Genomic DNA, 13446 nt, shown 5'->3' on the forward strand with positions numbered 1-13446 from the left:
GTCTGCCTCGTGCTGGAACGCCTCTCCTGGAAGAGACTTTTACTGGAACTGCTGCTGGTTTGCCTGCCGGCGATGCTGCTCGGCCTGCTCGCTGGCGGACTACCCTGGTTTTTGCTGGCTGCCGTGCTGCTGCTGCTGGGCTGGCATTTCTGGAACCTGCTGCGCCTGTCGCACTGGCTGTGGGTCGATCGTACCATGACGCCGCCTACCGGACAGGCGAGCTGGGAACCGCTGTTTTATGGCCTTTATCAGATGCAGCTGCGCAACCGTCGCCGCCGTCGTGAGCTGGGCAACCTGATTAAACGCTTCCGCAGCGGTGCGGAATCCCTGCCCGATGCGGTGGTACTGACCACCGATGAAGGCACGATTTTCTGGTGTAACGGACTGGCGCAGCAGCATCTGGGCCTGCGCTGGCCGGAAGATAACGGGCAAAATATTCTTAATCTGCTGCGCTATCCGGAGTTTTCACGCTACCTGCGCCAGCAGGATTTCTCTCGTCCGCTGACGCTGGTGATGAATAATCAGCTGCATATGGAATTTCGCGTGATGCCCTACAGCGAAGGCCAGTGGCTGCTGGTGGCACGCGACGTAACGCAAATGCATCAGCTTGAAGGGGCGCGGCGCAACTTTTTTGCCAATGTCAGCCATGAGCTGCGCACGCCACTAACGGTATTGCAGGGCTACCTGGAGATGATGAGCGATGCGGTGCTGGAAGGTAAAGCGCGTGAAAAGGCGCTGCATACAATGCAAGAGCAGACGCGGCGCATGGATGGGCTGGTGAAGCAGCTACTGACCCTGTCGCGTATTGAAGCCGCGCCTGCTATCGATCTGGCGGAGAAAGTGGATATTCCGATGATGCTGCGCCTGCTACAGCGCGAGGCGGAAACCCTCAGCAACGGACGGCATCAAATCGTGTTCAATACCGATCCGCAGCTGAAAGTTTGCGGCAATGAGGAGCAGCTGCGCAGCGCCATCTCTAATCTGGTCTACAATGCGGTTAATCATACGCCGGAAGGGACGCGGATTGAGGTTAGCTGGCTACATAATAAACAGGGCGCGCTGTTTGCGGTGAAGGATAACGGGCCGGGCATCGCGCCAGAGCATTTGCCGCGCCTGACCGAGCGTTTTTATCGCGTCGACAAGGCACGATCGCGATCGACCGGTGGCAGCGGATTGGGGCTGGCGATTGTCAAGCATGCCTTAAGCCATCATGGATCGCGTCTGAATATCACCAGCGAGCCGCATCAGGAGACCTGCTTCAGCTTTATTCTGCCGCCAAGGTTGATTGTCAGCCAGCCTCTGCCGGACAATGCGACGCCCAAACCCTGATGGATGCAGGCATGAAAAATATCATCATCGCAGCGCTGCTGCTTTTTTCCGGCGCGTTACAGGCGAAGCCCGCTATTCTGGCGGGCAACCTTAGCAGCGTCGGTTCTGATACGCTCGGCAACCTGATGGCGCTGTGGGGCGAAAGTTTTAACCATCAATATCCCGGCGTTAACGTGCAGGTGCAGGCGGCGGGTTCCCCCACTGCGCCAACCGCGCTGGCTGCCGGTGCGGCGCAGCTGGGTGCCATGAGCCGCCCGATGCAGCCTTCGGAGCGACAGCTGTTTGAGCATCGTTACGGCTATCCGCCGCTGGCGGTGCCGGTAGCGCTGGATGCGCTGGTGGTGGTAGTTAACCAGGATAATCCACTGACGCAGCTTAACGCACAGCAGCTTGATGCCATTTTCTCCGTGACCCGTCGCTGCGGGGCAACGGTTGCACCGCGTACCTGGGGCGATCTGCAACTTACCCAGCCCGGCTGGCGGCAGCGTTCGTTACAACGGCTCGGCAGAAACTCCGCTTCCGGTACCTGGGGCTACTTCAAACAGCAGGCGCTGTGCAGCGGCGATTTTCGCAATGACGTAGGTGAATATCCCGGTTCGGCAGCGGTGGTGCAGGCCGTAGCCGGAAACCTGAACGCCATCGGCTATGCCAGCTTCGGTTTTCATATTAGCGGCGTTAAGATGCTGGCGCTGGCAAAACAGGGCGCGGCGGTAATGCCCGATGCGGCGACCATTCGCAGTGGCCGTTATCCCTATGCGCGCCCGCTCTATATCTATATTAATAAGCCGCCGGGTAAGGCTCCGGAGCCGCTCACTGCCGCATTTCTGCATCAGGTGCTGTCGCCGGAGGGCCAGGCGCTGGTAAGCCAGGCGGGTTATCTGCCGCTTTCTGAACAACAAATTGCGCAGGCAAAGGCGCTACTCTCACCCTGACTTGTGCCGCAATCTATTATGGATTTGTGCCCAGTCAGGCGCGAAGGATTCTGTTCCTTTATTAGCCCCTGGCACAGGTAAATTATTCTTCATTTATGCTATCTGAATCGCCGTTTACCGGCGATCGTGAAAAAATTTCATGTGGCATGAAATTTCCTCCCTTGCCGCCTGATGAAAGACGTGCGACGCTGGTTTCAGACATATAGACATCCAGAAGTCTTAAAATAATAAGCTGAAACTATTTCACCGGTAAATCAACGGGGCGGGATCGCCTCGTAACAGGAGTTGAACAACATGCAAAGAACAACCGCCCCTTTTCGCGCCGACGTGGTTGGCAGTTTCTTACGTCCCGCCGCGATTAAACGCGCGCGTGAGCAGTTTGCCGCGGGCGAAATCGATGCCGCCGCGCTGCGTCGTGTAGAAGATGAAGAAATTCGTCATGTCGTTGAACAGCAGCGCGCTGCCGGACTACAGGTTGTCACCGATGGTGAATTCCGCCGTGCCTGGTGGCACTTCGACTTCTTTGATGGCTTACAGGGCGTAGAGCGCTACGAAGCGGAGCAGGGCATCCAGTTTAACGGTATCCAGACAAAAGCACGCGGCGTGCGCGTCACCGGCAAGCTGGGTTTCGGCGATCATCCCATGCTGGAAGATTTCCGTTTCCTGCAAAGCATCAGCGGCGATGCGGTAGCGAAAATGACTATTCCCAGCCCGAGCGTACTGCATTTTCGCGGCGGGCGTAAAATGATCGACGCTGAAGTTTATCCCGATCTGACCGACTATTTTGACGATCTGGCGCTGACTTACCGCGATGCGATTAAGGCGTTTTACGACGCTGGCTGCCGTTATTTGCAGCTGGATGATACGGTCTGGGCCTATCTCTGTTCGGAAGATCAGAAGCAGCAGATTCGTGAGCGCGGCGATAACCCGGATGAGCTGGCGCACACCTACGCCCGGGTGCTGAATAAAGCGCTGGAAGATAAGCCTGCCGATCTGACCGTTGGTCTGCACGTTTGCCGCGGTAACTTCCGCTCCACCTGGATTTCTGAAGGCGGCTATGAGCCGGTGGCGGAAATTCTTTTCGGCGGCGTAAATATCGATGCGTTCTTTCTGGAGTACGATAACGAGCGTTCAGGAGGGTTTGAACCGCTGCGCTTTATCAAACCGGGTCATCAGCAGGTGGTGCTGGGATTGATCACTACCAAGCAGGGTGAGCTGGAAGATCCGCAGAGTGTCAAAGCACGGATCAAAGAAGCTACGCAATATGTTGATATTAACCAAATTTGCCTGAGCCCACAGTGCGGTTTCGCTTCAACGGAAGAGGGGAACAACCTCAGCGAGGCGCAGCAGTGGGATAAACTGCGTTTGGTGGTGGATATCGCAAAAAACGTCTGGTAACTGGCGTAAATTTGTGCAGCCAGGCGCGTGAAAACGCGCCTTTTGTGCATTTTGCCGTAGATAAACGCAGAAAATTACGCCGCGTTAATAAAAAGAAAGTCATATCATGTAATGTGCTTACGGCATACTTTGAAGTGATTATCTGTCGTAGGGCTTATATTCACTATATCACTCTGCTTTTCCAATCCTGTATTGCCTTTCGCCGCTATAAACGTTTTACTTATCCTCCTTATCGCGGTTTCCCTCTGTGAAAAGAATAAAGCAGCTCAAACCAACTGCGCCCCACGTCGTGAATATGCATAAACTTAGGTTATTGCCTGAAGCGATAATAATTTTAGCGCAGAGAGGGTGCGACAGGACTTAACACAACATCCACCGCAACATCAGTAACAGGCAATACGGTTCTATGACACATCGTTTAACGTCGAAAGACATCATTGCGCTGGGCTTTATGACTTTCGCCCTGTTTGTTGGCGCAGGCAATATTATCTTCCCTCCGATGGTTGGTTTGCAGTCAGGCGAACACGTCTGGACTGCGGCGCTCGGTTTTCTGGTTACCGCCGTTGGGCTTCCGGTTATGACGGTTATCGCGCTGGCGCGCGTAGGCGGCGGTATCGATGCGCTCAGTACGCCGATCGGTAAAGCCGCGGGCGTCCTGCTGGCAACGGTTTGTTACCTTGCCGTTGGGCCACTGTTCGCTACGCCGCGTACCGCCACCGTTTCCTTTGAAATCGGCATTGCGCCATTAACCGGCGACGGCCCGCTGCCGCTGTTCATCTACAGCCTGATCTACTTTGCGCTGGTCATTGGTGTATCGCTCTATCCTGGCAAACTGCTGGATACGGTAGGCCATATCCTTGCGCCGCTGAAAATCGTCGCGCTGGTCGTGCTGGGCGTTGCCGCGCTGCTGTGGCCTGCGGGAACGTCAATTACGGCGACTGAAGCTTATCAAAATGCAGCGTTTTCCAGCGGTTTCGTTAACGGCTATCTCACGATGGATACGCTGGGTGCGCTGGTATTCGGCATCGTTATCGTTAACGCCGCGCGTTCTCGTGGTGTCGAAGAGGCGAGCCTGCTGACGCGTTACACCATTCTGGCAGGGATTATCGCAGGCGTTGGCCTGACGCTGGTCTATCTCAGTCTGTTTAAGCTGGGTGCTGGTAGCGGTTCGCTGGCCGACCAGAATGCTAACGGCGCGGCGATCCTGCATGCCTACGTTCAGCATACTTTCGGTGGTATGGGCAGTTTCTTCCTGGCGGCGCTGATTTTCATCGCCTGTATGGTAACGGCGGTGGGCCTGACCTGCGCCTGCGCGGAGTTCTTTGCTCAGTATCTGCCGTTCTCCTACAAGACGCTGGTATTTATTCTCGGCCTGTTCTCAATGGTGGTGTCCAATCTTGGCCTGAGCCATTTGATTCAGATCTCCATCCCGGTGCTGACGGCGATCTATCCGCCCTGCATCGTGCTGATTGTGCTGAGTTTCACGCTGAGCTGGTGGAATAAAAGCTCACGCATCGTTGCGCCGACCATGCTTGTTAGTCTGGTATTTGGTATCATCGACGCGATTAAAAGCACCAGCTTTAAAGATGCGCTGCCTGCCATCAGCCAGCACCTGCCGCTGGCCGAGCAGGGCCTGGCCTGGTTACCGCCTTCACTGGCTATGCTGGTTATCGCGGTCGTCGCCGATCGTCTGATGGGCGCACAGCCAGTCAGCGCGCATCATTGAACTTGATTCAATTCGCTATAACCACGGGCTCGCCCGTGGTTTTTCATTTCCACAGGTAAGATGTCATTATGCAAGAAACCAATAAGCTCAAACGGGGACTGAGCACGCGCCATATCCGTTTTATGGCGCTGGGATCGGCGATTGGTACCGGGCTGTTCTACGGTTCTGCCGATGCAATTAAAATGGCCGGGCCGAGTGTCCTGCTGGCCTATATTATCGGTGGCGTCGTCGCCTATATCATCATGCGCGCGCTGGGTGAAATGTCGGTCAATAACCCGCAGTCCAGCTCATTTTCACGCTATGCGCAGGATTATCTGGGGCCGATGGCAGGCTATATTACCGGCTGGACCTACTGCTTTGAAATCCTGATCGTCGCCATTGCCGACGTTACCGCTTTCGGCATCTATATGGGCGTCTGGTTCCCGGAAGTACCGCACTGGATCTGGGTTCTGAGCGTGGTGTTGATTATCGGCGGCATTAACCTGATGAGCGTTAAAGTCTTCGGGGAAGTCGAGTTTTGGTTCTCCTTCTTCAAGGTGGCTACCATCATTATTATGATCGTGGCGGGCTTTGGAATGATTATCTGGGGAATCGGTAACGGCGGGCAACCGACCGGTATCAGCAACCTCTGGACCAACGGCGGTTTCTTTGCCCACGGTGTGGTCGGCATGCTGCTCTCGCTGCAAATGGTGATGTTCGCCTACGGCGGTATTGAAATCATCGGTATCACCGCTGGTGAGGCGGAAGATCCGGAAAAATCGATACCGCGCGCTATTAACTCAGTGCCGTGGCGTATTCTGGTTTTCTATGTTGGGACGCTGTTTGTCATTATGTCGATCTATCCCTGGAATCAGGTTGGCACTCAGGGCAGCCCCTTCGTTTTGACTTTCCAGCATCTGGGGATCGCGGCGGCGGCCTCGATTCTGAACTTCGTGGTGATTACCGCGTCACTGTCGGCGATTAACAGCGATGTGTTCGGCGTAGGACGTATGCTGCACGGCATGGCACAGCAGGGCCACGCGCCGAAAGTCTTTATGAAAGTCTCCGGGCGCGGCATTCCGTGGGTGACGGTAGTGGTGATGATGCTGGCGATGCTGATTGCCGTTTATCTCAACTATCTGATGCCGGAAAAAGTGTTCCTGGTGATCGCTTCGCTGGCTACCTTCGCTACCGTCTGGGTATGGATCATGATTCTGTGCTCACAGATTGCTTTTCGCCGCACCCTGAATAAACAGCAGGCGCAGGCGCTGAAGTTTGCGCTGCCGGGCGGCAGCTATACCGCTGCTTTCGGCGTGCTGTTCCTGATATTTATTATCGGCATGATTGGTTATTTCCCGGATACTCGCGTATCGCTTTATGTGGGCGCGATCTGGATAGTGTTGCTGCTGGCGGGCTATAAGCTGGTGAAAAAATCGTAGACATAAATAAGCCGCAGCAATGCGGCTTATTTACAGGCGCGTTATTTAACTACCGAGGCGCTGAGCAACTGCATGTCGTGACCGGTCGGCGTCTGATGTACACGCAGGCCAAAAGCGGGCAGAACGGCGTAAATATGGTCGAAGATATCAGACTGGATACGCTCATATTCAAGCCAGACGGTGGTGTTAGTAAAGGCATATACCTCCAGCGGCAGGCCATCTGAGCCAGGCGCCAGCTGACGTACCATCAGGGTCATATTTTGGTGGATTTCCGGATGGTTTCTTAGCCAGGCTTCAAGCCATGCGCGGAAGGTGCCGACGTTGGTTAAATGACGTCCGTTTAGCGGCGTACTCAGATCACAGCTTAATTCAGCGTTATGCTGGGTGACCTCAGCAATTTTTTGATCGATGTAGGGCGCTAACAGCTGCGCACGCTGTAACGCCGCCAGCTCGTCCTCGTTAAGAAAGTGAATGCTGGTGGTATCAATATTCAGGCTACGTTTAATACGGCGTCCGCCCGATTCTGACATCCCTCGCCAGTTTTTAAATGAATCAGCAATCAGCGCGTAGGTGGGGATAGTGGTAATCGTATTATCCCAGTTGCGTACTTTCACCGTTGTCAGCCCAATATCGATAACCGCACCGTCTGCGCCATATTTAGGCATATCCAGCCAGTCGTTTAGCTTCAGCATATCGTTAGCGGAAAGCTGAATACCTGCCACCAGCCCCAGGATTGGGTCTTTAAATACCAGCATCAGTACCGCAGTCATCGCACCTAACCCGGTAATCAGCACCAGCGGTGACTTACCCAGCAGCAACGAAATGATCATGATGGCGAACAGAATGGCGGCTACCAGCTTAATGCCCTGAAAAATACCGCGCAGCGGCAGCTGATGAGCAATAGCGCTGTTGGCGGAAAGTTCCAGCAGGATATCCAGCAGCGAAAAAAGCACCAGCAGCGTGAACAGCATCATCCACACCTGTGAAATCATCATCAGGATCGCATACAGCGGCTCGCCGTCATGTAAAAACAGACTGGTCTGGATATTCAGTAAGACGCCCTGCATCAGCAGTGCAAAGCGGTTGAACAAAAGATTATCGATTAATGATTTCGGCCACTGATAGCTGGAAGCGTAAGCGTAGCGTTTTAGCAACGGCAGCACTACGCGGTGCAGCAACAGGTGCACTATTAGCGAAATGAACAGGATAATCGCCACGACTGAGGCTAGCGAAAGTGGTGTCGCGTAAGGCACGCCAAAATGATTAAGCCAGTAAAGGATCTGGTGCTGCATATTTTCTCCCTGAGAAAGACTTGTCCTGGTTATTTAACAATGCGGCGTAACGGCGGCGATTTTTCGCCTTTGGCGAGCAAGCAGGCCGCCTCGCCTGCATTAAGCAGGGCGAGTCTATCAAAGCCTGGGACGAAGGGGTATCGTAAACTGACCAGCGTCGCCGGTGACGTTAAAGCTGCTGTGCCGCGGCGCGCGCCATCAGCCGGGGATAAAACTGCCAGAAAAGTGTTTCGAAGGCAGAATAATTAGCGTGAAAATCGGTCCATGAATCGCTAAGCGCCGCCAGCCGTGGACGGCGTGAGGCCATGCCGCGCAGCACCTGTTGCAGATAATCAGCTTCAGCATAACGTTCCATCCAGCGTTCGCGCCACAAATAGTGATTCAGACGCTGAAACCCTTCCGGCGATTGAGGAAGCATCGGCTCGATTTGTCTCTGCGCCTGAGCGAGAAACAGCGGCAGCGGCTGGTCAGTTACGAGACGATCCCAGTGACGTGAAAGAAAGTGGTCCCAGACGACATCCAGCGTGATCGGCGCTACCCGGCGCGTGCTGTCGCGGAACAGACGTTTAGCGTTGCGCACTTCCGGCAGTGCGTCGGTCAGTGCGTCAAGACGCCGATGCAGCGCGATGCCAGCGGCGATATCGGCAGGCCAGTGCGGCAGCGGATCGCCACGCACATAATCCGCCATCAGATTGCCCACCAGGGAGCTGCTGGCCAGCGAGGCCAGATGAAGATGTGCAAGAAAGTTCATCCACGGAGTATACGCTAACAGAATGGTTACCGGGTAACAGTTCAGAATTTGCCGCTTTTCCGCTAGACTATGCCGCCTGTTTGTTATCCGTAAGACACTATGTATGCGCGTTGCCGATTTTTCTTTTGAATTACCAGAGTCGTTGATTGCCCACTATCCGCAGCCTCAGCGCAGCGGATGTCGGCTATTGTCGCTGAACGGCCCCGATGGCGCGCTAAGCCACGGCGTCTTTACCGATGTACTTGATAAGCTGAATCCCGGCGATCTGCTGGTATTTAACAATACCCGCGTTATTCCGGCCCGTGTTTACGGGCGCAAAGCCAGCGGTGGTAAGATAGAAATGCTGGTGGAGCGGATGCTGGATGACAAGCGAGTGCTGGCACACGTGCGCGCCTCTAAAGCGCCGAAACCGGGCACGGCGCTGCTGTTTGGCGATGATGAAAGCGTACGGGCTACGATGGTAGCGCGCCATGACGCACTGTTTGAAATCGAATTTGACGATGCGCGTAGCGTGCTTGATATCCTGAACGCTATTGGTCATATGCCACTGCCACCCTATATCGATCGCCCTGACGAAGAGGCGGACCGCGAGCTTTACCAAACGGTCTACAGCGCGAAACCGGGTGCGGTTGCTGCACCAACCGCTGGTCTGCACTTTGACGAGCCGTTGCTGGCGGCACTGCGTGAGAAAGGTGTGGAAATGGCGTTTGTTACGCTGCATGTCGGTGCAGGCACTTTCCAGCCGGTACGCGTGGACAGTATCGAAGACCATATTATGCACTCCGAGTATGCTGAAGTGCCGCAGGACGTGGTGGACGCCGTGTTAGCCTGTAAAGCGCGCGGGAACCGTGTTGTCGCGGTGGGGACAACGTCGGTACGTTCGCTGGAAAGTGCGGCTCAGGCAGCCCAGGATGCGCTTATCGCACCGTTCTTTGATGATACCCAAATTTTTATCTATCCGGGCTATCGTTATCAGGTCATTGATGCGCTGATCACCAATTTCCATCTGCCGGAATCGACGTTGATTATGCTGGTTTCCGCTTTTGCAGGCTATCGTCATACGATGAATGCCTACTATGAGGCGGTAGCACAGCAGTATCGCTTCTTCAGTTACGGCGATGCGATGTTTATTACCCGTAATCCCCAGGCGCCGGACGAGACAATTGGCGTCTGACTAACCGACGCTGCAACGGCGGCGTCGTTGTGTTAATTATGCATCAGACTGTTTCTCTGATGGAGGCAACGTGAAGTTTGAACTTGATACTAAAGATGGCCGCGCACGTCGTGGCCGTCTGATTTTTGAGCGTGGCGTAGTGGAAACTCCGGCTTTTATGCCGGTAGGAACTTACGGCACGGTAAAAGGCATGACGCCGGAAGAAGTAAAAGAAACCGGCGCGCAAATTTTGCTGGGCAATACTTTCCACCTTTGGCTGCGTCCGGGCCAGGAAATCATGAAACTGCATGGCGATCTGCATGACTTTATGCAGTGGCCGGGTCCGATTCTTACCGATTCAGGCGGTTTTCAGGTCTTTAGCCTTGGCGATATCCGTAAAATTACCGAAGCCGGGGTACATTTCCGCAATCCAATTAACGGCGATGCAATTTTTCTCGATCCAGAGAAATCCATGGAGATCCAGTACGATCTCGGTTCCGATATCGTCATGATCTTCGATGAATGTACGCCTTATCCGGCAGACTGGGATTACGCTAAGCGCTCAATGGAAATGTCGCTGCGCTGGGCAAAACGCAGCCGTGAGCATTTCGATAAGCTCGGCAACAAAAATGCGCTGTTTGGTATTATTCAGGGCAGCGTTTACGAAGATTTACGTGATGTCTCCGTCAAAGGGCTGGTGGAGATTGGCTTTGATGGTTACGCTGTGGGCGGCCTGGCGGTTGGCGAGCCAAAAGAGGATATGCATCGAATTCTGGAGCATGTCTGCCCGCAAATTCCGGAAGATAAGCCGCGCTACCTGATGGGCGTTGGTAAGCCGGAAGATCTGGTGGAAGGCGTGAGGCGCGGTATCGATATGTTCGACTGCGTCATGCCCACGCGCAATGCGCGTAACGGTCACCTGTTCGTTACCGATGGCGTAGTAAAAATCCGTAATGCTAAGCATAAAGATGATACGTCGCCGCTGGATGCAGAGTGTGATTGCTACACCTGTCGCAATTATAGTCGCGCCTACTTGCACCATCTCGATCGCTGTAACGAAATACTGGGTGCCCGTTTGAATACCATTCATAATTTGCGTTACTACCAGCGCGTGATGGCGGGTTTACGCAAGGCCATTGAAGAAGGTAAATTAGAGCACTTCGTCAGTGACTTCTATACGCGGAAAGGCAAAGCGGTTCCGCCATTAAACGATTGATAATTAAACAATGAGGGAAATTTGATGAGTTTTTTCATTTCTGACGCAGTGGCAGCAACAGGCGCACCTTCTCAGGGAAGTCCGTATTCTCTGGTGATTATGCTGGTCGTATTCGGCCTGATTTTTTACTTCATGATCCTGCGTCCGCAGCAAAAACGTGCCAAAGAGCATAAAAAACTGATGGACTCTATTTCAAAAGGCGAGGAAGTGCTTACTACCGGTGGTCTGGTAGGACGCGTCACCAAGGTAGCAGAAACTGGCTATATCACTATTGCGCTGAATGATAACAATGAAGTAATTATCAAACGTGATTTCGTGGCTGCCGTTCTGCCGAAAGGTACGATGAAGGCGCTTAATTGATTGTTTTCCTAAGGGAACTGCCGTGCTAAACCGTTATCCTTTATGGAAATACATTATGCTGATCGTGGTCATTGCCATCGGTCTGCTGTATGCACTTCCTAACCTGTATGGAGAGGATCCGGCTGTTCAGATCACTGGTGCGCGCGGAAGCGCCGCCAGTGAGCAAACGCTGGACCAGATCCAAAACGTATTAAAACAAGAAAATATCCAGAGCAAATCCATTGCGCTGGAGCAGGGCGCTATCCTGGCGCGTTTTGCCAATACGGATGTGCAGCTGCGCGCCCGTGAAGCGCTGCTGAGTGCGCTGGGCGAAGATTATGTTGTCGCGCTCAACCTTGCACCCGCCACGCCGAAATGGCTGGAAATGCTGGCGGCGCAGCCGATGAAGCTGGGTCTGGACCTGCGCGGCGGTGTACACTTCCTGATGGAAGTGGATATGGATACCGCGCTCGGTAAGCTGCAGGAGCAGAATACCGACGGTCTGCGCAGCGATCTGCGTGAGAAAGGCATTCCTTATACTAACGTCCGCAAAATTGATAACTACGGCGTAGAAATCCGCTTCCGCGATAACGCTGCGCGTGATGATGCCGTCAGCTACCTGTCCGGGCGTCATCGCGATCTGGTGATCAACAGCCGTGGCGATAATACGCTGCGTGCGGTGATGAGTGACGATCGTCTGCGCGAAGCGCGTGAATATGCCGTTCAGCAGAACATCAATATCCTGCGTAACCGTGTTAACCAGCTGGGCGTTGCCGAGCCGCTGGTGCAACGTCAGGGTGCTGACCGTATTGTGGTGGAGCTGCCGGGTATTCAGGATACTGCACGTGCGAAAGAGATACTGGGCGCTACGGCAACGCTTGAATTCCGTCTGGTGAATACCGTCGTAGATGCAACCGCCGCCGCTAAAGGCCGTGTGCCGGGGGATTCTGAAGTCAAACAGACGCGCGAAGGGCAGCCGGTTGTGCTGTATAAACGCGTTATCCTCACCGGCGATCATATTACCGATTCCACTTCCAGCACCGACGAATATAACCAACCGCAGGTTAATATTTCGCTCGATAGCGCGGGCGGCAATATGATGTCGAACTTTACCAAAGATAATATTGGTAAACCGATGGCGACGCTGTTTGTTGAATACAAAGACAGCGGTAAGAAAGACGCTAACGGACGCGCAATTCTGGTTAAGCAGGAAGAAGTTATCAACGTGGCGAATATTCAGTCACGTCTGGGCAACAGCTTCCGTATTACCGGCATTAACAATCCGAACGAAGCACGTCAGCTTTCGCTGCTGCTGCGTGCCGGTGCGTTGATTGCGCCGATTCAGATCGTTGAAGAGCGTACCATCGGGCCGACAATGGGCCAGCAGAACATTACCCAGGGTCTGGAAGCGTGTCTGTGGGGGCTGATCGCGTCGATCATCTTTATGGTGGTTTACTATAAAAAGTTCGGTGTTATTGCGACTGCCGCGCTGGTTGCCAACCTGATCCTGATCGTCGGAATTATGTCGCTGCTGCCGGGCGCAACCTTAACCATGCCGGGCATCGCCGGTATCGTGTTGACACTGGCGGTTGCCGTTGATGCCAACGTACTGATAAACGAACGTATCAAAGAAGAGCTGAAGAACGGGCGTACCGTTCAGCAGGCAATTCATGAAGGATACAAAGGTGCGTTCTCCAGTATCGTGGATGCCAACGTTACCACGCTGATTACCGCCATCATTCTGTATGCGGTTGGCACCGGCTCCATTAAGGGCTTCGCCATTACCACCGCGATCGGCGTGGGCACCTCGATGTTCACCGCCATTGTTGGTACGCGTGCCATTGTTAACCTGTTGTATGGCGGCAAACGCATCAACAAGCTGTCTATCTGAG

11 protein-coding genes are annotated in these 13446 nt (G+C 54.0%); 9 read left to right on the top strand and 2 right to left on the bottom strand.

The genetic code is table 11. The features are described from left to right. The first annotated feature begins 9 nt into the window (after positions 1-9). The 5 genes from phoR (at position 10) to proY (ending at position 6803) form a co-directional block, all read left to right on the top strand. Entirely contained in the window at positions 10-1329 is a 1320-nt protein-coding gene (gene phoR, locus C7M51_RS01825) for a phosphate regulon sensor histidine kinase PhoR (protein ID WP_160619977.1), read from the top strand. 11 nt (positions 1330-1340) lie between these two features. Beyond that, positions 1341-2261, top strand: a complete 921-nt coding sequence (locus tag C7M51_RS01830; RefSeq protein ID WP_160619979.1) for a PstS family phosphate ABC transporter substrate-binding protein — start codon at positions 1341-1343, stop codon at positions 2259-2261. Positions 2262-2555: 294 nt separating this feature from the next. After that, positions 2556-3659, top strand: coding sequence for a cobalamin-independent methionine synthase II family protein (locus C7M51_RS01835; protein WP_160619981.1), 1104 nt, complete (start codon positions 2556-2558; stop codon positions 3657-3659). Positions 3660-4065: 406 nt separating this feature from the next. Beyond that, a complete protein-coding gene (brnQ, locus tag C7M51_RS01840) occupies positions 4066-5385 on the top strand; it encodes a branched-chain amino acid transporter carrier protein BrnQ (RefSeq protein ID WP_160619983.1) in 1320 nt (439 codons plus the stop codon). Between the two features lie 68 nt (positions 5386-5453). Then, complete coding sequence (gene proY, locus C7M51_RS01845; RefSeq protein ID WP_160619985.1) at positions 5454-6803, top strand: proline-specific permease ProY; 1350 nt, start codon at positions 5454-5456, stop codon at positions 6801-6803. Positions 6804-6844: 41 nt separating this feature from the next. On the opposite strand, the gene C7M51_RS01850 is transcribed toward proY, so the two are convergent. Continuing rightward, positions 6845-8095 carry a mechanosensitive ion channel family protein gene (locus C7M51_RS01850; RefSeq protein ID WP_160619987.1) on the bottom strand — a complete coding sequence of 417 codons (1251 nt, stop codon included), beginning with the start codon at positions 8093-8095 and terminating at the stop codon, positions 6845-6847. Positions 8096-8264: 169 nt separating this feature from the next. Then, entirely contained in the window at positions 8265-8846 is a 582-nt protein-coding gene (locus C7M51_RS01855) for an ACP phosphodiesterase (protein WP_160619989.1), read from the bottom strand. A 103-nt stretch (positions 8847-8949) separates the two neighbouring features. Here C7M51_RS01855 and queA point away from each other — a divergent pair, with 103 nt between their 5' ends. The 4 genes from queA to secD all read left to right on the top strand — a co-directional run bounded on the left by queA (position 8950) and on the right by secD (position 13445). After that, positions 8950-10020, top strand: a complete 1071-nt coding sequence (gene queA, locus C7M51_RS01860) for a tRNA preQ1(34) S-adenosylmethionine ribosyltransferase-isomerase QueA (protein ID WP_160619991.1) — start codon at positions 8950-8952, stop codon at positions 10018-10020. Between the two features lie 70 nt (positions 10021-10090). After that, on the top strand, positions 10091-11215 hold the full coding sequence (gene tgt / locus C7M51_RS01865; protein ID WP_160619993.1) for a tRNA guanosine(34) transglycosylase Tgt: 1125 nt from the start codon (positions 10091-10093) through the stop codon (positions 11213-11215). Between the two features lie 24 nt (positions 11216-11239). Continuing rightward, positions 11240-11575: a preprotein translocase subunit YajC gene (yajC, locus tag C7M51_RS01870; protein ID WP_160619995.1), complete on the top strand. Its 336-nt coding sequence runs from the start codon at positions 11240-11242 to the stop codon at positions 11573-11575. A 22-nt stretch (positions 11576-11597) separates the two neighbouring features. Further along, positions 11598-13445 (top strand): protein translocase subunit SecD, encoded by a 1848-nt coding sequence (gene secD / locus C7M51_RS01875; protein WP_160619997.1) that lies wholly within the window; start codon positions 11598-11600, stop codon positions 13443-13445. Position 13446 lies beyond the last annotated feature (1 nt).

Source organism: Mixta intestinalis, assembly GCF_009914055.1.
In the GTDB taxonomy this organism is placed as follows: Bacteria; Pseudomonadota; Gammaproteobacteria; order Enterobacterales; family Enterobacteriaceae; genus Mixta; species Mixta intestinalis.

What these genes read in the sequence shown, in the direction of transcription:
- C7M51_RS01850 (WP_160619987.1), bottom strand. Translation starts at nt 8,095, where the DNA reads ATGCAGCACCAGATCCTTTACTGGCTTAATCATTTTGGCGTGCCTTAC.
- queA (WP_160619991.1), top strand. Translation starts at nt 8,950, where the DNA reads ATGCGCGTTGCCGATTTTTCTTTTGAATTACCAGAGTCGTTGATTGCC.
- proY (WP_160619985.1), top strand. Translation starts at nt 5,454, where the DNA reads ATGCAAGAAACCAATAAGCTCAAACGGGGACTGAGCACGCGCCATATC.
- brnQ (WP_160619983.1), top strand. Translation starts at nt 4,066, where the DNA reads ATGACACATCGTTTAACGTCGAAAGACATCATTGCGCTGGGCTTTATG.
- C7M51_RS01835 (WP_160619981.1), top strand. Translation starts at nt 2,556, where the DNA reads ATGCAAAGAACAACCGCCCCTTTTCGCGCCGACGTGGTTGGCAGTTTC.
- C7M51_RS01830 (WP_160619979.1), top strand. Translation starts at nt 1,341, where the DNA reads ATGAAAAATATCATCATCGCAGCGCTGCTGCTTTTTTCCGGCGCGTTA.
- C7M51_RS01855 (WP_160619989.1), bottom strand. Translation starts at nt 8,846, where the DNA reads ATGAACTTTCTTGCACATCTTCATCTGGCCTCGCTGGCCAGCAGCTCC.
- yajC (WP_160619995.1), top strand. Translation starts at nt 11,240, where the DNA reads ATGAGTTTTTTCATTTCTGACGCAGTGGCAGCAACAGGCGCACCTTCT.